The 22,488-nt window shown below is 56.0% G+C and carries 15 protein-coding genes and 1 pseudogene; 9 read left to right on the forward strand and 7 right to left on the reverse strand.

The window, feature by feature from the left end:
* Positions 1 to 217: 217 nt before the first annotated feature.
* The 5 genes and pseudogenes from smc (at position 218) to KJI95_RS14710 (ending at position 9,668) form a co-directional block, all read left to right on the forward strand.
* Positions 218 to 3,835 (forward strand): chromosome segregation protein SMC, encoded by a 3,618-nt coding sequence (gene smc / locus KJI95_RS14690; RefSeq protein WP_214507957.1) that lies wholly within the window; start codon positions 218 to 220, stop codon positions 3,833 to 3,835.
* A gap of 680 nt (positions 3,836 to 4,515) precedes the next feature.
* Positions 4,516 to 5,109: pseudogene (gene zipA, locus KJI95_RS19700) on the forward strand (cell division protein ZipA); the annotation flags it as partial.
* A 73-nt stretch (positions 5,110 to 5,182) separates the two neighbouring features.
* Positions 5,183 to 7,195: an NAD-dependent DNA ligase LigA gene (ligA, locus tag KJI95_RS14700; RefSeq protein ID WP_214507959.1), complete on the forward strand. Its 2,013-nt coding sequence runs from the start codon at positions 5,183 to 5,185 to the stop codon at positions 7,193 to 7,195.
* A 320-nt stretch (positions 7,196 to 7,515) separates the two neighbouring features.
* Positions 7,516 to 8,469: a collagenase gene (locus KJI95_RS14705; RefSeq protein WP_214507960.1), complete on the forward strand. Its 954-nt coding sequence runs from the start codon at positions 7,516 to 7,518 to the stop codon at positions 8,467 to 8,469.
* Between the two features lie 149 nt (positions 8,470 to 8,618).
* Complete coding sequence (locus KJI95_RS14710) at positions 8,619 to 9,668, forward strand: AraC family transcriptional regulator (protein WP_214507961.1); 1,050 nt, start codon at positions 8,619 to 8,621, stop codon at positions 9,666 to 9,668.
* A gap of 144 nt (positions 9,669 to 9,812) precedes the next feature.
* On the opposite strand, the gene KJI95_RS14715 is transcribed toward KJI95_RS14710, so the two are convergent.
* The 5 genes from KJI95_RS14715 to KJI95_RS14735 form a co-directional block, all read right to left on the reverse strand.
* A complete protein-coding gene (locus KJI95_RS14715; RefSeq protein ID WP_250885862.1) occupies positions 9,813 to 10,994 on the reverse strand; it encodes an SO2930 family diheme c-type cytochrome in 1,182 nt (393 codons plus the stop codon).
* Positions 10,995 to 11,128: 134 nt separating this feature from the next.
* Positions 11,129 to 13,804, reverse strand: coding sequence for a parallel beta-helix domain-containing protein (locus KJI95_RS14720; RefSeq protein ID WP_250885863.1), 2,676 nt, complete (start codon positions 13,802 to 13,804; stop codon positions 11,129 to 11,131).
* A 329-nt stretch (positions 13,805 to 14,133) separates the two neighbouring features.
* Positions 14,134 to 14,979, reverse strand: a complete 846-nt coding sequence (locus tag KJI95_RS14725) for a D-hexose-6-phosphate mutarotase (RefSeq protein ID WP_214507962.1) — start codon at positions 14,977 to 14,979, stop codon at positions 14,134 to 14,136.
* A gap of 207 nt (positions 14,980 to 15,186) precedes the next feature.
* Positions 15,187 to 15,744 (reverse strand): VOC family protein, encoded by a 558-nt coding sequence (locus KJI95_RS14730; RefSeq protein ID WP_214508097.1) that lies wholly within the window; start codon positions 15,742 to 15,744, stop codon positions 15,187 to 15,189.
* A gap of 7 nt (positions 15,745 to 15,751) precedes the next feature.
* Positions 15,752 to 16,255: a L,D-transpeptidase family protein gene (locus tag KJI95_RS14735; RefSeq protein WP_214507963.1), complete on the reverse strand. Its 504-nt coding sequence runs from the start codon at positions 16,253 to 16,255 to the stop codon at positions 15,752 to 15,754.
* Positions 16,256 to 16,425: 170 nt separating this feature from the next.
* On the opposite strand from KJI95_RS14735, the gene KJI95_RS14740 reads away from it, so the two are divergent.
* Both KJI95_RS14740 and KJI95_RS14745 read left to right on the forward strand, forming a co-directional pair.
* A complete protein-coding gene (locus tag KJI95_RS14740; protein ID WP_214507964.1) occupies positions 16,426 to 17,262 on the forward strand; it encodes an ion transporter in 837 nt (278 codons plus the stop codon).
* 185 nt (positions 17,263 to 17,447) lie between these two features.
* On the forward strand, positions 17,448 to 19,154 hold the full coding sequence (locus KJI95_RS14745) for an MATE family efflux transporter (protein WP_214507965.1): 1,707 nt from the start codon (positions 17,448 to 17,450) through the stop codon (positions 19,152 to 19,154).
* A gap of 63 nt (positions 19,155 to 19,217) precedes the next feature.
* Here the strand turns inward: KJI95_RS14745 and KJI95_RS14750 are convergent, their stop codons facing one another.
* Positions 19,218 to 19,433, reverse strand: a complete 216-nt coding sequence (locus KJI95_RS14750; RefSeq protein WP_214507966.1) for a DUF2986 domain-containing protein — start codon at positions 19,431 to 19,433, stop codon at positions 19,218 to 19,220.
* A gap of 340 nt (positions 19,434 to 19,773) precedes the next feature.
* Positions 19,774 to 20,247, reverse strand: a complete 474-nt coding sequence (locus KJI95_RS14755; RefSeq protein ID WP_349356745.1) for a hypothetical protein — start codon at positions 20,245 to 20,247, stop codon at positions 19,774 to 19,776.
* A gap of 78 nt (positions 20,248 to 20,325) precedes the next feature.
* Here KJI95_RS14755 and KJI95_RS14760 point away from each other — a divergent pair, with 78 nt between their 5' ends.
* A complete protein-coding gene (locus tag KJI95_RS14760) occupies positions 20,326 to 21,015 on the forward strand; it encodes an energy-coupling factor ABC transporter permease (protein WP_214507967.1) in 690 nt (229 codons plus the stop codon).
* A 190-nt stretch (positions 21,016 to 21,205) separates the two neighbouring features.
* The gene (locus tag KJI95_RS14765; protein WP_214507968.1) at positions 21,206 to 22,384 is read left to right on the forward strand and encodes a 2Fe-2S iron-sulfur cluster-binding protein; all 1,179 of its coding nucleotides are present in this window, start codon (positions 21,206 to 21,208) and stop codon (positions 22,382 to 22,384) included.
* Positions 22,385 to 22,488 lie beyond the last annotated feature (104 nt).

The following is a 22,488-nucleotide window of genomic DNA, read 5'->3' on the forward strand; positions in this document are numbered from 1 at the left end:
GTCAAACAGCCGCTGACAGCCTATCGGCGGCACATAAGTTTGCCAACCGGCCGTTGGCAGCACAGAAAATCGTTACAAATTGCGGATTGCTTTGGTAAAGTTAGCTGCAAAATAACAGCAGTGATGGGACAGCCGCCGCCCGCTCCACATTCACTTTCTGACCCCTTAATTGGTTTTCGCACCGACCTTGGTGCTTTCGGGACGACTTGACTGGCATATGAGACTGAAACAAATAAAACTTGCTGGCTTCAAGTCCTTTGTCGACCCGACCAAAATCCCGTTTCCCAATCCCCTGACGGCCATTATCGGCCCCAACGGCTGTGGCAAGTCCAACGTGATTGACGCCGTGCGCTGGGTGCTCGGCGAAAGCTCTGCCAAGCACCTTCGCGGCGACTCCATGACCGACGTTATCTTTAATGGCTCAAGCGCCAGACGCCCGGTGTCGGTTGCGTCGGTGGAGCTGGTATTTGATAACCGCGAAGGGCGCCTTGGCGGCCAGTATGCAAGTTACGAAGAAATCGCCGTTAAGCGCCAGGTGAGCCGCGACGGCGAATCAAACTATTTTCTTAATGGCCAGAAGTGCCGGCGCAAGGACATTACCGATCTCTTTATGGGCACCGGCCTTGGCGCGCGCAGTTACGCCATTATCGAGCAGGGGATGATTTCGCGGCTGATTGAATCCAAGCCGCAGGAATTAAGAGTCTTTATCGAAGAGGCGGCGGGTATTTCCCGTTACAAAGAGCGCCGGCGTGATACCGAAAACCGCATCCGCCACACCCGCGAAAACCTGGAACGCCTTGGCGCCATCCGTCTGGAGCTTGGCAAGCAGCTTGAAAAACTAGCCATTCAGGCCGAAGCGGCCAAACGCTACCGCGAATACAAGCAGGCCGAGCGCAGCACCCACGCCGAACTTTTGGTGATGCGCTATCAGGATATCTGCGATGAAGCAGACAGCCTCACCAGCGAAGTCGAGCAGCAAACCTTTTTGTACGAGGGTGCCAAAGCGGCGCTAAGTACCATCGATGCCCGCCTGTCGGAGCAAAAGCTTGCCCTTGGGGCGCTGACCGACAGCGAGGGGGTGACACTTGAAAGCTATTATCAGGCCGGCACTGAGGTTGCGCGGCTTGAGCAGCAGCTCTCCCACCTTGAAGAGCACAACCGTGGTCTGAGCCTCAGGGTCGATGCCATAAAACTTGAGCTCTCGACCCTCGAGACCGAGCGTCTTGCGCTAAGCGAAGCCAAAGACGGGGCGACCGAGGCACTGGAAGAGGCAAACGAGGCCCTCCTTGCACTCGAAGAAACCCATGAAGCCTGGCAGCTTAGCGCCGAAGAGGCGAGCGATAACCTCGACAGTCTTCGCGCAGCACTTACACATGCCGAGCGCGCTAGCAGCGATGCCAAACGCGCAAAAGACATGGCCGCGCAGCAGCAGGAGCATCTTCGCCGGGCGCTTATCGAGCGAGAGCAAAGCCTTGACAGTTACCATCGTCAGTTAAGCGCGCTTCCCCAAGCCAATACCAATAACAGTGCAGAGTCCGGCGCAGCGTTTTCAAATGCGCAGCCTTCCTTTAATAGCGAAATTGATGCGCTGACAGATGCGCTCACTGCCGCTCGCACAAAGGAAACGCTGGCAAGGGAGCAGCGAAACGCGCTGTCGCAGCGGCTTGATTCTGACAAGCGGCGTGAGAGCGAGCTTAACGGCAGGCTCTCTGTGCTTGAGGGGCTGCTTTCACGCGCTGCGGCGCATTTTAGTGATAGTGACGGCGATGGCAATAGCGATGGCAATGGTGGTAGTCATGGCGTAGTGCCGCTGTGGCGCACCTTGAAAGTCGAAGCAGGCTTTGAAGCCGTGGTGTCGCAGTTTTTAGGTTCCCTGATGGAGCAGCCGGTGCTGGGCGGCGCTGACAGCAGTGTCTTTGCCAGCAGTGTCTTTGATAGCAGTGCCTTTGACAGCAATGTTATCGACAGCAATGCCACCGAGCAAAGTGATGCAATCCGCCCGGGTTTTGTGCGCATCGATGCAGCGCAAGCTGGCGCCAGTTTTCTAAGTGCCGCTCAGAACAATCCAAATCAGCACATTCCTCAAGGATTCAGTAAGGTCAGCGCGCCGGTTAACCTCTTGCCCTGGCTTGGGCGGGTGGAGTATGCAGATACCCTCGATGAAGCCAAAGCCAAGCTTGCCACACTTGCAGCCGACGGCATTATTCTGGTGCAAACCGGTCAGCTGCTCGGCCATGGCTTTATGCTTGAGCGGATAGACAACAGCCAGGATAAACTTGCCCAGCGCGCCGAGGCCGATGCGCTCAAAGACGAGCTGGCGGCACTGGTTGCTGCCATTTTGCAGCTTGAAGATGAGCTTAAACGCAGCTCACAAAGCCTTGATGATGCCAGCGCTGAGCGTCGCAGCGCCGAGGCCAAACTTGCCGATGCCAAACAGGAAGCGTCCCGCGCTCAGGCAAGGTGGGAAGCAGAGCAGGCAAGCCTTTTACAGCTTGCGCGCCAGCGGGAATTTATTGAAGCCGAAATTCAAAGGCTGGATGCGCAGCAGCAGGAAGCAAGGCTTAGCCTTGAAGCCGGTGACGAGGCGCTGTTTGTCCATGAAGACGCGGCCGAGCGCGCGCAGGCAGCGCTTGAACTTGCCCAAAGTAAACTGGCTGGCGCCAGCAGCCTTGCCCAGGAGCGGCGTGCATCCCTCAGTAACCTTGAAAAGTCGCTTGCAGCCAAACGGGCGCAGTGCCACGAGCTTGGCACCAAGCGGGCGCTGCTGTGTCAGCAACTTGACGCCGCCGACGCGGGGCTTGGGAAGTTACGCGCTCAGCAAACCCTGCTGAATGAAGAGCTTGCCAAGGCCTCCAAGCTTGGCGGCGAGGCCGACCGGGAGCAGCTTGCCGCCAAACTTCGCGAACAAGTGGCGCTGCAACAACAGCGGCAAACAGCGCTTGCTGAAAACCGCGCCGCTCAGGCGGAGGTTCAGTCGCAAATCGACGCTTTACTATTGAAGCAAAAACAAGAAGTTGGCAAGATAGAACACTTGACTCGTACCCTCGAATCGTTAAAGCTACGTCGGGAAGGGTTAAAAGGTCAGGCCGAGTCGCAGCTCTCGCTTTTAGCCGAGGCCGATATTCGCCTGAGCGACGTGGCGCCGACGCTGCCAGCCCACGCCAGCGTGGATGAATGGCAGGCAAAACTTGAGAAATTAAAGAGTAAAATCAGTCGTCTTGGCGCCATAAACTTGGCGGCGATCGAAGAGTACGACGAGGCCAAGTCCCGCAAAGATTACCTCGATGAGCAGGACAATGACCTCAATCAGGCGCTCGAAAGCCTTGAAGAGGCCATCCGGCGTATCGACCGGGAAACCCGCAGCCGCTTCAAAGCCACCTTTGAGCAGGTTAATGCGGATCTGGGGATGTTGTTCCCCAAAGTGTTCGGCGGCGGCAGCGCGTATCTTGCCCTCACCGACGATGATTTACTGGAGACCGGCGTGACCATCATGGCCCGGCCTCCCGGCAAAAAGAACTCCACAATCCACCTGCTGTCGGGTGGTGAAAAAGCACTGACCGCTTTATCATTGGTGTTCGCCATTTTCAGGCTCAATCCAGCGCCGTTTTGTATGCTCGACGAGGTCGATGCTCCGCTGGACGATGCCAACGTCGACAGGTTCTGCCGATTACTGCAGGAAATGTCGGCCAGCGTGCAGTTTATTTACATCAGCCACAATAAAATTACCATGGAGATGGCTGATCAGTTGGTCGGGGTTACCATGCATGAGCCGGGCGTCTCACGCATCGTAGCGGTCGATATCGAAGAGGCCGTGGCCATGGCACAGGCGGAATAAATTCAGGAAAGACAGGTTATCCAATGGAAGATTTGCGTTTGGTTATCTTTGTGCTCGGTACTGTGGGCATCTTGGCGGTTCTGGTGCATGGTTTTTTATCCATCAGGAAACAGCAGGGCAATACCATTCGGGCCAAACCGAGGACACCTTATAATTTAACGCCCGAGCGGCGTGACTCCGACGGCTTCGACGCCGACGGCATTGGCGAAGTGCGTGTTAAGCGCCGCTCTGAGCAAGACCCTATCGATGTGGCGACCCGTTCAGGTGCCAAGCAGGAGCCGGCCAAACAGGGTTTCGGCCATAAGCTGTTTGGTCAGAAAGACTCAGCCAAGGTCGCCCAGAGCAAAGGCCCCGGTACCCGCAGTCAACCTGAGCACAAAGAGCCTGTGATGGCGACCGCTGCCAGCAGCAATGCCAGCCGTGATCAGGGCCGTGATCCAGGTCGTGATGAGACTGATGCCTTTGAACTGGGCGACTATCAGGATCAGCAAGAGCACGCCGCCAAAGTCAAGCGTGTACGTCAGGAGCCAGTAGTCGGCCGCGCTCAGGGCGCTCCGAACCAGGTGCAACTTGGGCTGCTCGATGAACTGCCGGAAGATGCTGACTACGCCGATGGCTATGATGAAGCGGCTTATGATGCCGACCCTTATTATACCCAGCCGGCTCAGCCACAGGCCCAGCATGCTTATCAGGCTCAAGCTCAGGTCCAGACTCAGGTCCAGACTCAGACACAACAACCGCAGCCGCAACAGTATCAGCAGCCGCAACAGTATCAGCAGCAACAGCCTCAGTATCAGACGCAGCGTATGCCTGAGCCGCAACCGCGAGCTGTGGCGCAAGAAGTAAAAGAAGAGCCGCTGCCAGATCCGCGTGATGTGCTGGTGCTGCACGTGGTCGCCCGCGAAGGTCGGGTGCTGGCCGGTGCCGAGATGCTGCCGTGTTTGCTTGAGCTTAATTTCAAGTTTGGTGACATGGACATTTTCCACCGCCATGAAGATAACGCAGGTACAGGTAAGGTGCTGTTTTCCCTTGCCAACATGGTTAAGCCTGGGGTGTTTGACCCGGATGCCATGGAGCAGTTTAATACTCACGGCGTGGTGCTGTTTATGACCCTGCCATGCCACGGCGATGCCATGATGAACTTCTCAACCATGCTTAACAGTGCCTATCAGCTCGCGGACGATCTGAATGCACTGGTGCTCGATGGTCAGCGCCAGCTCTGGAGCGAGGCCACTCAGGCACAGTACCTGGCGCGAATTCGTCAAAACGCTTGATAAACCGATACATTTTACATTTTCTTTAGCATGGGGCCGCACTAGCGGCCCCGCGTGTTTCAAAGGTTTCACTATGCAGGTTCAGCAAGAAATTCAGGCGCTGGTCGCCGAAATCAACCGCCACAACATTGCCTATTATGTCGAGGATGCGCCGTCCGTACCGGATGCGGAGTACGACCGGCTGATGAATCGCCTCAAAGCGCTCGAGGCGGCGCACCCTGAGCTTGCCACCCCCGATTCGCCGACCCAGAGAGTTGGCGGCGCGCCGCTGGATAAATTCGAGCAGGTGACTCACTTAAAGCCGATGCTGAGTCTCGATAATGCCTTCAATGAAGAAGACTTTATCGCCTTTGACAAGCGTCTTGCCGACAAGGTGGGAGAGCAGGTTTACTGCGCCGAGCCCAAGCTTGATGGTTTGGCGGTAAGCCTTATTTACCGTAACGGCCTGCTTGAGCGCGCCGCGACCCGCGGCGATGGTGCCATAGGTGAAGACATCACAGTCAATGTGCGTACCATCAAGTCGGTGCCGCTTCGGCTTATCGGTGATGCCATTCCGGCGCTGGTCGAAGTGCGCGGTGAAGTCTTTATGCCCAAGGCGGCATTTGATGCGCTTAATGCGCGCGCCAGAGCGCGTGGCGAGAAGGAGTTCGTAAATCCGCGCAACGCTGCCGCTGGCAGTTTGCGTCAGCTCGACAGCCGCATTACCGCCGAGCGATCGCTTGCTTTTTACGCCTATGCCCTTGGTGTGGTGCAGGACGATGCAGGCGCGGATACGACACTTGCCGACAGCCACAAGGGGCAACTCGACAAGCTGGCGCAGTTTGGTCTGCCGGTGAGTAAAGAAGTTAAGCTTTGTCAGGGGCTTGATGAGGTCATGGCCTACTACCACGACATTCTGTCGCGCCGCGCAAGCCTCGCGTTTGAAATCGATGGCGTGGTTATCAAGGTCAATGACATAGGCGCCCAGCAGCAGCTTGGTTTTGTCGCCCGTGCGCCGCGCTGGGCGATTGCCTTTAAGTTTCCGGCGCAGGAAGAAATGACAGTGCTGGAAGAGGTTGATTTTCAGGTGGGCCGCACCGGCGCCGTGACCCCGGTTGCCCGCTTGAAACCTGTGTTTGTGGGCGGCGTGACTGTGTCGAACGCCACGCTGCACAATGGCGATGAAATTGCCCGTCTTGGGGTGAAGATTGGCGATACCGTGATTATTCGCCGCGCCGGTGACGTTATTCCGCAAATCGTGGCCGTGGTGCCTGAGCGGCGCCTCGATGATGCCCGCGACATTTGCTTTCCCGATAATTGCCCTGTGTGCGGCTCGCTGGTGGAGCGCATTGAAGGCGAGGCGGTGGCACGCTGCAGCGGCGGGCTTTTTTGTGAGGCCCAGCGCCGTGAAGCGATTAAGCACTTTGCCTCCCGCAAGGCCATGTATATCGATGGCATGGGCGATAAGGTGGTTGAGCAGCTTATCGACAAGGAGCTGGTGGAAAGCCCGGCCGATCTGTTTAAGCTCAACGTCTCCAAGCTGACTATGCTTGAGCGCATGGGCACCAAGTCCGCGGCCAATCTGATGACTGCTATCGAAGCGGCCAAGACCACGACTTTGCCCAAGTTCTTATATTCACTTGGGATCCGCGAAGTAGGTGAGGCGACAGCTGCAAACCTTGCCAAACATTTTCTGACGCTCGATGCCATCAAAGCGGCCGATGTGGACGCCCTGATGCAGGTTGAAGACGTGGGCACTGTGGTGGCGCAGCACGTAGCGCACTTTTTTGCCCAGCCCCACAATCTTGAGGTGATAGATGCGCTTATCGCCGCTGGGGTCAACTGGCCTGCCATCGAAAAGCCTTCGGCGGATGCACAGCCGCTGCTTGGGCAAACCTGGGTGCTGACCGGTACACTCACCACCCTTGGCCGCAACGATGCCAAAGCCAAACTTGAAGCCCTCGGCGCCAAGGTGGCGGGCAGCGTCTCTAAAAACACCGATTGCGTGGTGGCCGGCGAAGCGGCGGGCTCCAAACTTGCCAAGGCGCAGGAGCTGGGTATTCGGGTGATGGACGAAGCGGGGCTGGTGGCGCTGCTGGGCCTGTAACCTTTTGCGCCGGTTGTTTTGTGTCTGAGACTAGGCCGGTTGTGAGACTAGGCCTGTTGTGAGAGTAGGGCATTTGTGAAAGTAGGCCGTTTATGAAAGCACGGCGTTTGTGAAAGTAGCGCGGCTCGCGAGATGAGGTTGTTAAGCGGCTGGCCCGTTTCGTCCGCTGACCCATTTCGTTAACCTGTCTATTTCGTTAACTTGGCCGGTGTTATGAGGTGAAAAAACGTCAACTTGCGGTTGGCGTTTTTTGTTGCTGAAAATCATGAAATAAAATATACAATATAACACAACAAAAGCATAACAACCGGAGAGAACCCATGCACCCCCATTCATCCCGCCTGTCGGCAGCTTTGCTGCTTGCTTTACTGAGTTCACTGTCAATGGCCGCCGACGCGAAAGGCCGTCCGGGCACGGGCCCCACCGAGCCTGCCGATCCCGATGTGGTGTTGCCTGTGCGAGTGGCCTGCAGCGCAACCATTAATCTGTGGGCGCAGGACATGACCGACCCACAGGTGGCCGATACCTGCGCGCAGCTCTCAAGCCAGGAAACTGATTTTCATCAGCGCATGCAGACCTTTGGCACGCCGGTCGCCGATGATGACAACGACAGCCTGCGGGTGGTGGTGTTTGACGATTACACCCAGTACGACAAATACGGCTATGAACTTTTCAATATCAATACCAACAATGGCGGCATTTATATAGAAGGTAATCCGGCCGCGCCCGGCAATCAGGCGAGCTTTTATGCCCATGAGGCCGATTGGCTGCGACCGGAATTTCAGATCTGGAACTTAAGACACGAGTACATCCATTATCTGGAAGGGCGTTTTGTCAGCTACGGCGGCTTTAATTTCTACCCTGACAGCATGGTGTGGTGGGCCGAGGGGTTGGCTGAATACCTGTCACTTGGCAGCAATAATGCCAGCGCGGTTAACCTGGCGCTCAGCACCCGCGCAGCGCGGCGCCCGACGCTGTCATCAATTTTTTCAACCAGTTACCGTGATGGCACCGACAAGGTGTATCGCTGGAGCGATCTGGCGGTGCGCTTTTTGTTTGAGCGCCATCAGGCTGAATTGCTGGCGATGACTGAACATCTCAAGCACAACGATTTTACCGGCTATAAGGCCGCCCTGAATGACTTTGCCGCCAATTATCAGGGCGAGTTTTCAAGCTGGATTGACACCTTGCAGACGCAGGTGCTGACCTTTACCGACAGTCAGCGGGAGCAGATGCTGCTTAAGCATTCTGAGCAGAAGGGACGTCATCGCTGAGCTTTGGGCTTGTAGACCACGCCTTCTTAGCCCAATCCGCTCTACACCAAGCCTGCAGTTGCAGGCTTTTTCGTATTCCGGCGGGGTTTTCAACATCAGCCAAATAAGATATACAGGACATTAAACGCACGTTCGGATTTTTTGACACTATGCAGTCAGCTTTATACAGAGCCGAAGCCCGGATAGGGGATCAGGGCTACCCCGCCTGGGAGCTTTGCCAAATTCTGCGGGCCATCAGGCAGCTGTTTGGCGATGCCACACACAGCGACATCTGTGAGCGGCTCGGCGTTGCCTATGAGCTGCTGCCGTCGATGACCCTGGTGCCTGTGTGGCAGGTGCAGGGGGCGATGGAGGCGCTGTGTTCTTTGTCCGACAATCCGGCCATCGGCTTTATCGCTGCCTCGGATTATCGGGTGAGTGAGCTTGGCTTTTTAAAGTCGCTGCTCGCAAACTGCGCCACGTTAAAGGACTGTTTTTTACTGCTCAATGACAACCCCGAATGGGCCGGCACCATGAACGACAGCCTGATAAGCTGGAGCGCAGATAGGCTGACCGTGCGCTGGCTTAATACCGCAAGGTTACCGGCGGCGCAGTTTATCTGTCACTTTCAGCACAGTCTCGGCGCCATTGTGGTGCTTGGGCGGGAGCTTTGCGGCGTCGATTTTCCGCTGCTGCATGTGGCGCTGCAGGGCGAGGCGCACCCCGGGGATGAGCTGTCAGTTTTGTGCGGCTGCGAGGTGAGCTTTAATGCGGACTTTTGTGAGTGGTCGGTGGCGCTTGATACCCTGTCGCTGCCGCTCACCTTTGAATTCAGTGACGCCGAAAAAGCGCCGGATGCACTGACAACACCTTCTTTTATCGACACAGTGCTTGGGGCACTTAAAGCCCATATGCCGGAGCTGCCGACCTTGGCTGAACTTGGCGGCGAGCTTGGTATGAGCGACCGTACCCTGCGCCGCCGGCTTGCGGACAATGGCTGCAGCTATCAGCGCCTGGTGGACAAGCTTCGAAGTCAGGCCGCCATCAGCCTTATTCTGGAAGGTGAGCTAGGGGTTGACGATATTGCCGAGCGGCTGGGCTTTACCGATGTGAGTCATTTTCGCGCCAGTTTCAAGCACTGGCTTGGCGCGCCGCCCGGCCGCTTTGCCCGTTTGGTTGCCAAAGAGCCAACAAAATCCGCCGCGCCAAAGGCGCAGTAGTTCACCCTGGATTGCTTCGTTAATGTTTGGGTAGGGCTACTGCGGCTTGGACTTTACTCATCTGACTTGAACTTTACTCATCTCGCTTGAACTCTACTTAAGCGGCCAGCCTGAGTATTTGCACTGAGCCTTAAACCTCACACCTTATTGGCAATTGCCAATCGATGGCGCCATCAAATCTATCCAGCGACTGATTTCAGTTACCGCTTCGGTGTGCACCAGATTGCGGCCAAGGGGCGGCATTCGGTCTTTGGGCGCATCCAGCGTCTGGCGATACACCAGGATGGAATGGTCACTGTTGCCGGGCACTATGTCGTAAGAAAGGCCGCGCGCGCCGCCATCCCAGCCGGGCGGCTGCTTACAGATCCCGTACTGATAACTTTGACTGTCGACCTCAAAACCGAGCCTTAAGCCCGACACACTGGCAAAGCCCGTTGGATTGTGGCAATGGGCGCAGTTAGCGTCGAGATATCCCTTGGCGCGGGCGGTCAAATCCTTGCTTTGTTCGGTAATACCCCAGGTTTTCGGCAGCGCTGCAACATCGCCAAGGCCGGTAAGAAGCCCCTTTGATTGCCAGTACAGCAGCTGATTTTGTACGCCTGCGGGGGTCGGTATGTCTTTATTGAGCAGGAGCGGCTTGGGGCCTATGGGCGCAATTACCGCGACGGAGTCCTGCTGGGTTTGATGGCAAAGTTTACACTCGGCGCGGCTTGGCACGTGGTAACTGAAATCGAGCCGCTCGGCCGCGCGGTTCATACTGTGCAAAACGTCTGCGCCGGTTTCCTTTAATACGGCTTCGCTGCCTTGCCACAGATACACCAGTGCGGTCCAGCCGCTGTCACGGCGGATAAGGAGCCGCGTTTCAATCAGTTTGGCGCTGCCCGGGTCGGTTTCACTGGTGTCGGCTGGCAGTGAGAAGCTTTTCACCAGTGCCGTGCCTGTCGGGTATTCAATTTTGCCGTTGGTAAACTGCGCCGTGGCTCCCTCTGGTAAAAACACAAAACGGCGCTTGATGGCGTAATCGGTAAAAAGCTCACTGGCGAGTTCATAGGCGATACCACGGCCGTTGGGGGCGGCGTTGGGGTTTGCGGGATCGGCAAACAGCCGATAATCCGAAAGTTTTGGGCAGTTTTCACTCATCAGCGCCGTTTGATTGATGGCGCCGTGAGTGGCGTCACACACCGAGCCACTTACCGGCGGCGTCGTTGGTGGCGTCGTTGGCGGGCTTGTGGGGGACGAAGTCTTACCATCACCGCCGCCGCAGCCTTGCAGTATCAGTGCAAGCACCAGTGCAACTATCTGTGCAAGTATCAGTGCTGGTGCCATCCGGGCCTTCGCCATCAAAGCCGCGCCACTGCCTGGACGGTATAAAAAAGAGAGTAATTTCATCATCATTCCAGATAAAAAGGCCGGGTTGCCCCGGCCTTGTGATGGATATTACTTACGCTTGGTTAGGCCACTCAGTTAGAGCAGGGCGCAACCGGCAGACGTTTGATCCACTCGTTTATCAGCGCCACGCCTTCGGTGTGCGCAAGGCTTCGGCCAATTTCAGGCATGCGGTCACCGGGCTCAGTGCTCGCCATGCGGAAATGCAGGATTGAGCTGTCTGGCTTGGTGGGTACCACGTCGTAGCCGAGGCTGCCGCCGCCGTAAGCAACAGGCTGCTTACAGGTGCCGTGTGAGTAGCCGTTGTCTTCGCTATAGGCGCGCCAGTACTCAAGCTTGAGGCCAGTGTTGGAGGCGTTGCCTTCGGGGCGGTGACAGTGGGCACAGTTGATGTCCAGATACCCCTTGGCGGTTTGCATCAGGGTGTCGTTGTCCATGGTGGCAATCTTGCTCACATCGCCATCGTGGAAGGCGGGCGCCTTGGGCACAGTGGCAAGCTCAGGCATACCTTCCAGAATACCGGCACTCTGCCAGCGGCCAAGCTGGTTCACTGTGGCATCGTTATAGGCAAAGTCTGAGTTCAGGAAGCGCGCCTTGGGACCGATTGGCACAAAACGGGGGAACTCTTCACCTTCGGCCTTGAACTGGTGACACTGCTTACACTGGTTGATGGAAGGCACCACGTAATCAAAGGTTTGTGACTTGCCGTTATGCACCACGGTTTTGGCCTGAATGGCGCCTGGCTTGGTCAGTACCGCTTCGGATTTATCGGCGTTCCACACGTACGGCAGGGCAGTCCAGCCGCTGGCGCGCTTGATAAGCAGGCGGGTTTCAATCAGATCTTCGTTGGCAATGCCGCGCTTGGAGGTATCGGCGGGCAGGGCAAAGGTTTTGCTGATGACAGTGCCGACCGGGAAGTCGAACGCCTCGTTTTCACTGTACTTGGCCTTGGTGCCGTCCGGTACAAACACGAAGCGGTACTTACTGGCGTAGTCGGTGAACAGTTGGGTAGACAGATCGTAAGGCATGCCGCCATTGGCATTCTTGGTTGGGTCTTTGGCATCGGCAAAAAGCTGATATTGCGACAGTTTCGGACAGTTTGCCTTGGCAAGGGCATTCCAGTTTACGCCGCCAGCCGATGTGGTACACAGGCTCTGATCGCCATCGCCTATGATACCGCCGTCGCCATCGCCTATGGTGCCACCGCCGCCAATCAGGTTGCCGCCATCGCAGCCGGCGGTGTTGTCATCCACGCCGCAGCCAAAAATCTGCTCGCCGAAGGTCACTGTATGCACAGGTAAGCTCACCTGGGCGCATTTCATCAGGTTGGTCTGGGTTTTTTCGTACAAGACATCGGCAATGCCAAGGTCGGTATTGCTGTTGCCGTAGAGCTGGCCCAGGCTCACGTTGCCATTGTTTTGCATACAGACGTTATCGCTGCCGTCCGGATTGAAGGGCAGCTCTTTGAGGCCCAGGTAGGCGGCGGTGCCGTTGTTGGCCAAAAGCTCACCCAAACCGTCGTACAGAATGCCTGGCATGGCGCCGTGGGTCAGTACGAAGGCGTTGATGATGTCTTTGATAAGATAGCCATTTGGCTTTTGACCATAACCGCTGATGGCGTTGTCGTGCACATAGATATTGCGCGGCACCGGACGCCAGCCATCTTCAATCGCCTGGCCGGGCTGGCCGTAGTTGGCAACAAAGTCGCTGATCTCCGGCTCGGCAATAAAGAAGCTTGATACCGTCAGGCCCAGGGTGTCGTGGTTGGTAATCTCGTTGTTGAATATTTCCACGTCGCTGGTGGAGAGTACAATCACGCCGGTGCCGGGCGGTACTATGTGCACACCGGCGGGGTTTGCCGAGGCGTTGGCGAAGTTATGGGTGTTGTTATCGTAGACCTTGTTGTCAAAAATTCTGACGCTTGAGCCGTATCTGTGGTTGTTGATGGGCAGATCGAACACCAGAATACCGCCGGTGTTGCCCATGGCTTCGTTGTTGTACACATCGGCGTAGCGGCTGTTTTCAATCTCGATACCGGCCACGTTTTCTTTGGCGATGTTGTTGCGAACCACTATGTATTCAGACTGACCAACGTAAATACCCGCATCGGCGCTGCCACGTACGTAGCTGTTTTCGATAAGGATATTTTCGCACTCCACCGGATACAGGCCGTAGGCACCGTTGTCTTTGTCGAGCGCACCTTCCCAGATGGCGCCGACGTTGCGCAGTATGATGCCGTTGGTGTTTTTCAGTTTGATGCCGTTGTTTTTGGCTTCATACACCGACAGATCTTTGATGGTGATCTGCATGGCGTTCTGCACAAAAATACCATCGCCGGAATTGGCATTGGCAAAGTTGAGTATGGTGTCGTTCATGCCGTAACCCATCAGGGTCACGTTTTTGGCAAAGGCACCGTCGCCGTCTACGTCGCCGTCAAACAGCAAGGTAGACTGAATATCAAATTTGCCCTTTGGCAGCACTATCACATCGCCGCTTTGGGCATTGATAAGCGCTTCCTGAATGCGGCTGGTGAGGTTGTCACCGGCCTCAATCATGATGGCGCCGGCGGGGAAGCTTGGGCCTGTGGGCGGCGTCACCACCGGCACGTCCGGTGTGGTGACAGGCTCACTGTCGTCGCTGTTACAGCCGCTGAGCTGCATCCCGACTGCCAGCGCCAACATGGTTGGCAGCAGCCAACGGGGTTTGCCTGTTGGCAGATTGAATGTATGTTCCTGAGTCTTGATGTGCATGAGTTATCCTCATTATTGTTATAATGCTGTTAAGAAACTTGCACGAACGTTCAGGATATACAATGAGAAATCCGGCCAAGCTGAACTGAAGCTTAAAAAGTGGGCGTTAAGCTCAAGCTTAAAAGTCAGGCTTACGTCTCGGGCCGAAAAGTCAGGATTAAATCTCAGTGTTAAAAGTCAGGATTAAATCACGGGCTAAAAAGCAAGCGCTGAAAAGCAAGGGCGGAGTTGACGCTGCAGTGAAGGTTTTTGAAAGCACCAAAGAAAAAACGCGCCGTCGGGCGCGTTTTCGCTTTTGTGACTAATTCTTAAGCTTTACGCCTTAAACGTCAGAGCCAGCGGATGCTGGTGCTGAGTGCGTGGGTTTGACCCGGCTCCAGCACTACCTTGTCTTCGAGCACATTGGCGGCTTCAAGGCAGACCATGGTCAGGTAATCTTCATCGCCAAAACGCGCAAGCCACTTGGACTTGTCAATCCAGGGGTTCCACAGCACGGCTGAGCGGCTGTTTTCGCGGGCAACTTCAATCACGCCATCGGGCGTGTGCAGGGTCTGCACTTCACCAAGGTCGGTATACACCCGGTCAGTTTCACGTACGAAGCGTACTTCGTCGCCTTCCTGGGCATAGGGGCCTTCACCGAATTCGATGTATTTGGCGCCGCTGAAGCCTTTGGCGGTCAGTGCGTGAATGTCTTTGATGGGGAAGTAGGTGTGCAGCGCCTGGGTCAGGCTGACTGTGGTATCACCCAGGTTTCGGTTAACCAGAGTGACCTTGAGGGTTTCTGTCAGATGAAAGTGCACTTCCACGGCGGTATTGTGGGGCCAGAACTGACGGTCTTCCTCGGCTATATCGAGGCTGAAAACCAGCTCCACTTCTTCATTGGCCATGCGGGTGTGGGTCAGCTTCCAGTTGCGGGTGCGGGCAAAGCCATGCTGGGCAAAGCCCGGCTCAGAATGCATACCAAACCAGGGCCAACACACAGGAATGCCGCCACGAATGCCACTGCCGGGCTTGTAATCATCTTCGCTGGAAACCCACAGCAGCGGCTCCTTGCCGGCTGGCTGAAAGAAATCGATTTGAGCACCCTGCAAAAAAATGCGCGCTTTGCACAGACGGGTTTCGACTTCGACATAGTCGAGTCCCTGCGGGTGTTTTCTGGTGTTTACCGACGCCATCGATGACATCCTCCATCAAGCGGTTTATTCACCCGGCACGGTCTGCCGGGACAATCCTCGGGCTACTTTACCCAAGATTGTGCCCGAGCATAAGCCTCCGGCGTGCACAAATCACGAGTTTGTCTGTTCGGGTGGGCAAACAACGAGCACAGAGTGCGGTATGAGGGGCTGCTTGTCAGCAGCTGCCTTCACTGTTCACTGCTGCCTTCATTGTTCACTGTTGATAATGGCTTCGATGCTGTGAGGATGCACCTTGACGGTTAAGCCATTGGCGCCAAAGGCCAGTGTGGGGTTTGGCAGCCGCTCGGCTTCGCCTGATGGTGAGCTCGCCTTGACCTTGATGTCGGTTTCGCCCGCAAGCACAGGCGCGAGGGTTGGCACCATGTTAACCAGCTCGCTTGCAAGCTCGTCGCAGCTGTGGGCGTTACAGGGCAGCACCAGCTCAATGTGCTCCCAGCCTTCGGCAGGATAGAGCTTGCTGCCGGGGTAGGGCAGCTCGACGCAGCGAACGGCCATGCTGCCTAGCTTAAGCGGCTCATGCAGTTTGATGATAAGAATGGGCCTGCCGTTAATCATGTTGTTGCTGATGACATCCCCAATCCTTTTAAAACCATCGGCAAGCCGGTCGGCGGCTTCGTTGCTGTTTACCCGAAGGGAGATATGGTCGCATTCAAGCCCAAGTGGCTTGAGGCCAAGGCGCTCTACGAGGGCAAGTATCCTGCCCTCAAAAGCACCAAGGCTTTGGATTAATTCATCAAAGTGCATGGTTTGCTCACGGCCAGATTTCAATCGGTGTGCCCGGGTCAATTAGCTGCCACAGCTCATCCATTTCATTGTTGGTCACGGCGATGCAGCCGTTGGTCCAGTTGAATTTTTGCGCTTCTTCCGGCGTCATCGGGTTTTTCGGATCCTGACCGTGGATCATGATGGCGCCGCCTGGCTTGATGCCCAATGCGCGGGCGCGCAGCACATCTTCTTCATTGGGATAGGAGATGTGAATTGAGCGGTAGTAGGCGCTGTCGGCCTTTTTGAAGTCGAGGGTGTAGCGGCCCTGCGGGGTGCGCTGATCGCCTTCTTTTTGCTTGTGTCCCTGCGGGTTATCACCCATGGCGATGCGATAGCTCTTGATAAGCTTGCCACGGAAAAACACTTCCATTTTGGAGGCGGATTTATCAACCACCACCAGGTCGACTTTTTGGCCGGGGCGGATGGTACTTGCCTGGGCAAGGGCGCTTACCGACACCAGCAGGGAACAGATCAACAGCTGACGAAACATGACTTCCTCAATATCTTTTGTTGTCCGGCATATTCCGGCGCTTTTTTTGGGATTCTACCCAAGCCTGGCGGTGCTGGAAACAGCCGAAACAATAGTTTTTGAGCCTTTTGCAGCAACATGGCACACTGTTTGGCGCAAAGGACAGTCAGGGCAATGGATGGGGAGAGCCGATGACCGACAATCAGGACGCCGCCGAGAGCGCGCTCAAACGCAAATTACGGATAGTTATTTTTGGTACAGACACACCGGCAGGCCGTTGGTTTGACTTGATTTTACTCCTGTGTATTGTCGCGAGTGTCAGCCTGGTGCTGCTCGATACAGTGCAAAGCGTCAATCAGCGCTGGGGCGAGCTTATCCACGGTCTTGAGTGGTTTTTTACCCTGGTGTTCACGATGGAATATTTGCTCAGGCTCTATTGCAGCGCCCACCGCTGGCAGTATGCCCGCAGCTTTTATGGGGTGGTGGATTTGCTGTCGGTGCTGCCCAGTTACCTTGCGCTGTTTTTCCCCGGCGCCAATTTCACGCTGATTATCCGGGTGCTGAGGCTGTTTCGGATTTTTCGGGTGCTTAAGCTTTTGCGCTATCTTAGCGAAGGCAACATGCTGCTGCGCGCCATGATGCAGTCGAGCCGCAAGGTGTTTATCTTTTTCTTTTCGGTCAGTCTTATCATCATGGTGCTCGGCGCCGTGATGTACATGGTTGAAGGGCCTGAAAATGGCTTTTCATCTATTCCCAAGTCGATTTACTGGACCATAGTCACCATCACCACAGTGGGCTATGGCGACATTACCCCAAAAACCGATTTGGGCCAGGCCATTGCCGCACTGACCATGCTGATTGGTTACTCTATTATTGCCATTCCCACCGGTATTTTGACCGCCGAGATTTCCCAGGAAATTGGCCGAAGCCGCGACCTTCGCCGCTGCAGTAATTGCCTTAAAACCGGCCATGAGCCCCAAGCCCGATTTTGTAACCGCTGCGGCAGTGAGCTTGCAGAGGAGATTTAAGAGAATCTATGACTGAACAACACAAATTGTCATCTGCTGACGGAAACTCGGCTGCGTCTCAGGGCAGTGCATCTGAAAACCCTGCATCTGAAAACCCTGCATCTGAAAACCTCATGTCTGAACCCTTTGCACCTGAAACTCTTGCACCAGAAACTCTTGCACCAGAAAAGAGGGCGGCAAAACCCATGCAGGCCAAATTTGTCGAAGGGCCAATTCTGCGCCACATACTGGTGATGAGCTCCACCGCCGCGGTGGGGATTTCGGCGCTGTTTGTGGTGGACTTGCTGGATATTTTCTTTTTAAGTCTGCTTGGCGATCATGAGCTTACCGCCGCGATTGGCTACGCGGGCACCATTTCGTTTTTCACCACGTCTATCGGTATCGGCCTCTCGATTGCACTTGGCGCGCAGGTCTCCCGCGCCATCGGCAGCGGCGACAGTGAGCGCGCCAGAAGGCTGCTGATGAGTGCGCTGATGCTGACCTTGGGCGTGTCCGTGTTGGTGGCGGTTATCGTGACTTTGAATATCAGCACGCTGCTCGCTCTGGTGGGCGCCTCCGGGCGCACCGCCGAGCTTGCCGCCGATTATCTTAATATTCTGGTGCCATCGCTGCCCTTTATCTGCCTTGCCATGGCCCTTGGGGCGGCGCTTCGGGCTGTGGGCGATGCCAAGCTGTCGATGGTCTCCACCCTGGTGGGCGGCGGCGTGAATCTGGTGCTTGATCCTGTGTTTATCTTCCTCTTTGCCATGGGCATTGAAGGGGCGGCGATTGCCTCTGTGCTGGCGCGTCTTGCGGTAATGGTTGTGGCCGGACGAGGCGTGTTTGGCAAGCATGGTTTGTGGCACCAACCACAGTTGGGCGAGTTTCGCGCAGATTTAAAGCCGATTTTTGCCATTGCCGGACCGGCAATGCTGACCAACATCGCCACCCCCATAGGTAACGGTTTTATGACCCGTGCCATTGCCGAATTCGGTGACGGCTATGTTGCCGGCTGGGCCGTGGTTGGCCGCCTGACGCCGGTGGCCTTCGGGATGATTTTTGCGCTGTCCGGCGCCATTGGCCCGATTGTCGGGCAAAACTTTGGGGCCGGCCGTTACGACCGTCTTAAGGATTGCCTGACTCAGTCGCTGCTTTTTTGCACTGCCTATGTGGTGGCCGTGTCGCTGCTGCTCGCGCTGGTAAAAGAGCCTGTAGTGCATCTTTTTGATTTAAAAGGTGATGCGGCAGATTTTGTACGCTTTTTCTTAACTTATATTGCGGTGTTTTTTGTGTTCTCAGGGGCGCTTTTTGTCGCCAATGCATCCTTTAATAACCTTGGCAAAGCCAAGTATTCGACCTTATTTAACGTAGGCAAAGCGACACTCGGCACCTTGCCTTTTATCTGGCTTGGCGCCCAGTGGGGCGGGATTCATGGGGTGTTGCTTGGGCAGGTGCTGGGCTCGATTTTGTTTGGTGTAGCGGGTGTGTTTACCGCTTATCGACTGGTCAACGGCATGGCACCCAAGGCCGCTGAGGCTACCAAGGGCACGGAGGGCACTGAGGCCACTAAGTCTGAGCACCGCAAGACTGAGCCTCTCAAGACAGCAGCTGAGACTGAGGTGGATTTTGCCGAAGTGACCCCTGCGGCAAGCAGTCCCTTGTCATCCTCCTGCACTCAGATGGCGCAGTTAACTGAAGAGCAGGACTGCCTTGGCGCGACCCACGCCACCGAGTTTCTTATTCAGGTCGATGAAAACCAAAGCGATGAAAACCAAAGCGATGAAAACCATGAGGAAGAGAAGCCGCTCGACGGCAGCCCGGTAAATGAAACACGGATAGGTGAAAAGCCGGCGGGAGCAGGCCGCATTCCCAGCGACCAGAGGGGCTACCCTGCGCCGCGCCGCACAGAGTGACGTCGGCGGCAGAGGCCAAAAGCTTATTCGTAACGATTAATCGGCTGCATCAGGGCCAGCGCTTTACTCGGCAGCAGTATGTTCAGAAGCACTTTGCTGGGCAGCACCTGGCTCGGCAGTCTTAAGCTCGGCAGTTTCAAGCTCTGCAGCTTCCAGTTTGGCGCGGTCGGCCTTGGAAATATACCTGTCTTTGGCGCCGTGGTTTGGGTGCTCTTTTTTGTTTTCTCGGGCCTTGGTGCGCTTGGCCATCTTTTTGATGAGTGCCTGTTTACGGTTCATATATGGCTCCTTGAATGAGAGTTGCTGCTTCAAAATGCGAATAGCGTCTTGAATGATAGTCCCGGCTTGAACGAGAGTCGCTGCTTGGATAAGAGTGGCTGGCAGGGCCACTTGTCAAACGCGCACGCCAGCGCTCGAAGCGAATTTGCAGCGCATTTACAGTAAAGAAAAAGAAAATGCGCACCGCAACGCTCCGCCCGTCAGCGCGAAGCGGCGCAGTCTACCTGAAAATGCCCCATGGGTAAAATGGCGCTGTCTCTTTGCTGGATCATTGCAGCTGGGGCAGTCTTGCTGCCATATCAGTTTTGCCCTACAGGGCGAGACCTGCTCTGAGCAAAACTTAGCCCGGATTGGCAAAGCGGCGTCTGTCTTCCTCGGTCGCCCCTTCGTTGCACTCGCCGCGAATTTCGGCGCGGTCGCGCTCAATCAAGCGGCTCAGCTCCACGCTGCCTTCGCGGCAATAGCCAGACATTTCAAGGGTGCGGGCAAGCCCAAGTTCAATCTGCTCGGTCCATTCGGTGAGGTCGGGTTGCATCGCCACCGCGCGCCCAGGGCTGCGGCCTTGCTGCTGACGGCTTTGACGCAGCGGCGCGTTTACTGCCTCCTCCGCCATACTGCTGTCGTTGCCAGTCATGACTGTGTAGGTAAAGAGTTTCAGGCCGTCAGCGGCTATGTTGGTGCTGAGGCGGTCGCGGATTTTGGCGTCCGGACGCGCCATGACGTCGGCGGGCGAGGGGGCTGAGCTGCAGCCTGCAAGCTGTGGAAGGAGGGCTGCGGCTGACATCAGCGCCACAAGGCGTAAACTGGCTGACACTGTATTCTTTCTCCGAAAATCACCGATAATCACACTCAGCAAGAGTACTGATGTTAATCGCGGAGTCAAAGGGAATTCATGCTGCAATTTTGGCAACACGCATTTGAAACGGTTGAGTGGCAGGGCGATGGCTCGCGGCTGCTGGGGCTGATATTGCTGCTTCTCTGGCTGTGGCTGATTTGGCCATCGCAGCAACTTAAACAGCTGCTTGGTCAAAAATCGGTGCAGCTGCGGGTAACCCTGTCTCTCGCGGTCATCATGGGGCTGTGGCTGTTTAATGCCAGTATTCATGGCATGCTGCAGCTGCATTTTCTTGGGCTGATTGTGCTGATGCTGATGTTTTCCTGGCGCCTTGCCAGCGTGCTTGCCCTGCTGCCGACGGCGTTTTACTGCCTGTTGGTGCTGAAAGACCCGCTGCTCGTGGGCGCCTATGGGCTGATGGGCGTGTGTCTGCCGCTGTTTATTGCCTTTGTGGTGCAAAACCGCTGCTATTACCTGCTGCCTAAAAATCCCTTTGTGCTGATTTTTGTCAGTGGCTTTGTCAACGCAGGCCTTTCCCAGTTGACCCACGAAGGGCTGTGGGGCTTGTGGTTGTGGGGCTCGGGTTTGGTGAGCGTCGATGTGCTGTGGCACAGCTACTGGTCGCTGTCGATTTTGATGATGTTTCCCGAGGCGCTGTTAAATGGCATGGCGGTGACCTTGCTGCTGGTGTACCGGCCCGAATGGCTGGCGGACTATTCGGACCGCGATTACCTGTGGCGCTCCTGAATAAGCAGCTGAGAGGTGCTTGACAAGCAGGCGGCGCCATTGCATCTTTACGCCGCTTCCTGAAGCGCTTTTTTGTGTAGCCGCCAAGCATGCATATCTGACATGGCATATCCCGAATTGCCTACCCGGCATTGCAAATCGGGCATTGCAAATCGGGCATGGCAAATTCGGCATGGAGAGCCCACTCAGCATGACCACCTTTTACCTTGATGGCCGTCCTCTGGAGGCACTTTCTTCTGAGCCTCAGCCTTCCGATAGAGCGCCTTCCGACACAGTTCCTTCGAACAGTGCTTCTTCAGAGCAAGCATCGTCGCCGGCTCACGGGGGCGAAACCCTGCACCGCGCCTTGCTTCGTCTGGGTGTCGCGCACAATTATTCCTGCACCAAGGGCGTGTGCCGCTGCTGCCTGGTGAAACTCACAACCGGCGTGCCCACAGCCCGCGCGCAAAAGGGGCTTGAGGATGAGCTTAAAGCCGACGGCTGGGTATTTGGCTGCCAATCCGTCATTAAGCCCGGGATGCGTTTTGAGACCACAGATGATGGTTTTTGCGAGGCAGTGCTGGTGGCAAGGCGCAGCCTGTCGCCTGAGGTGTATGAGCTGGTTTTTGCCATACCGCCTGCTTTGATGGAGTCCTCCGCGGGAGAACCCAAAGTGCGCTCGCCAGAGGCAGACGCTGCCAAGCCCGTCTTTGCCCCTCTGTCGCCCTTTATCGCCGGTCAGTGTGTGTCACTCCTTGGTGGTGAGGGCTTTGGCCGTACCTACGGTATTGCCGATGTAAGCTTCCCCGCTGCCGATACCCGTTACCATATTTCCCTGCATGTCAGGCGCAAGCGTAACGGCAGTTTCAGCCAGTGGCTTTGCGACGCACTTGAGATTGGCGCGCCCCTTAAGCTTTCCCGCCCGTGGGGGCGAAGCCATTATTTGCCTGATTTTCAAAATGATGAGCTTATTTTCGTTGCCTTTGGCAGCGGCATTGGCCCGGCTGCGGCCGTGGTGCGCGAGGCACTTAACTGTGGGCATCAAAAGCCCATCAGCCTCTATCACGCCGATCGTTACCCAAGCGACCTTTATCAGCACAAGGCGCTGCTTAAACTCATGTTGGAAAAACGCCAGTTTTTCTATCAGGGGCTGATTGCGGCCGAAACCGAGCGTGAGCGGATTGACCATCACAGAGTACAGCTTGCCGATGTGGAGACCCAGCTTAAGGCGCGTCACACCCTGGGGCGGGGCAGCAGGCTGTTTTTATTCGGTGATGCCGACAAAGTCGCGCAGATTACCGAATACGCCTTTTTGAATGCACTGGAGATGGACCGCATTCACGCCCAGTCCTTTGAATACCGGGATTTACGCCGCCGGCCTCGGCGCTGAAAGCCCCATTTTCACGCCGCTGGAAATAGACACTGGAAAAAGGTGCCATTGAGCTGGGCTAAAATCGAAAACTCAGGGTTTACGATTGCTGACAAATGGACGGT

This window comes from Shewanella jiangmenensis, from assembly GCF_018596335.1.
Taxonomy (GTDB): Bacteria; Pseudomonadota; Gammaproteobacteria; order Enterobacterales; family Shewanellaceae; genus Shewanella; species Shewanella jiangmenensis.

Coding starts and splice junctions, on each gene's coding strand:
- smc (WP_214507957.1), top strand. CDS start 218: ATGAGACTGAAACAAATAAAACTTGCTGGCTTCAAGTCCTTTGTCGAC.
- ligA (WP_214507959.1), top strand. CDS start 5,183: ATGCAGGTTCAGCAAGAAATTCAGGCGCTGGTCGCCGAAATCAACCGC.
- KJI95_RS14705 (WP_214507960.1), top strand. CDS start 7,516: ATGCACCCCCATTCATCCCGCCTGTCGGCAGCTTTGCTGCTTGCTTTA.
- KJI95_RS14710 (WP_214507961.1), top strand. CDS start 8,619: ATGCAGTCAGCTTTATACAGAGCCGAAGCCCGGATAGGGGATCAGGGC.
- KJI95_RS14715 (WP_250885862.1), bottom strand. CDS start 10,994: ATGGCACCAGCACTGATACTTGCACAGATAGTTGCACTGGTGCTTGCA.
- KJI95_RS14720 (WP_250885863.1), bottom strand. CDS start 13,804: ATGCACATCAAGACTCAGGAACATACATTCAATCTGCCAACAGGCAAA.
- KJI95_RS14725 (WP_214507962.1), bottom strand. CDS start 14,979: ATGGCGTCGGTAAACACCAGAAAACACCCGCAGGGACTCGACTATGTC.
- KJI95_RS14730 (WP_214508097.1), bottom strand. CDS start 15,744: ATGCACTTTGATGAATTAATCCAAAGCCTTGGTGCTTTTGAGGGCAGG.
- KJI95_RS14735 (WP_214507963.1), bottom strand. CDS start 16,255: ATGTTTCGTCAGCTGTTGATCTGTTCCCTGCTGGTGTCGGTAAGCGCC.
- KJI95_RS14740 (WP_214507964.1), top strand. CDS start 16,426: ATGACCGACAATCAGGACGCCGCCGAGAGCGCGCTCAAACGCAAATTA.
- KJI95_RS14745 (WP_214507965.1), top strand. CDS start 17,448: ATGCAGGCCAAATTTGTCGAAGGGCCAATTCTGCGCCACATACTGGTG.
- KJI95_RS14750 (WP_214507966.1), bottom strand. CDS start 19,433: ATGAACCGTAAACAGGCACTCATCAAAAAGATGGCCAAGCGCACCAAG.
- KJI95_RS14760 (WP_214507967.1), top strand. CDS start 20,326: ATGCTGCAATTTTGGCAACACGCATTTGAAACGGTTGAGTGGCAGGGC.
- KJI95_RS14765 (WP_214507968.1), top strand. CDS start 21,206: ATGACCACCTTTTACCTTGATGGCCGTCCTCTGGAGGCACTTTCTTCT.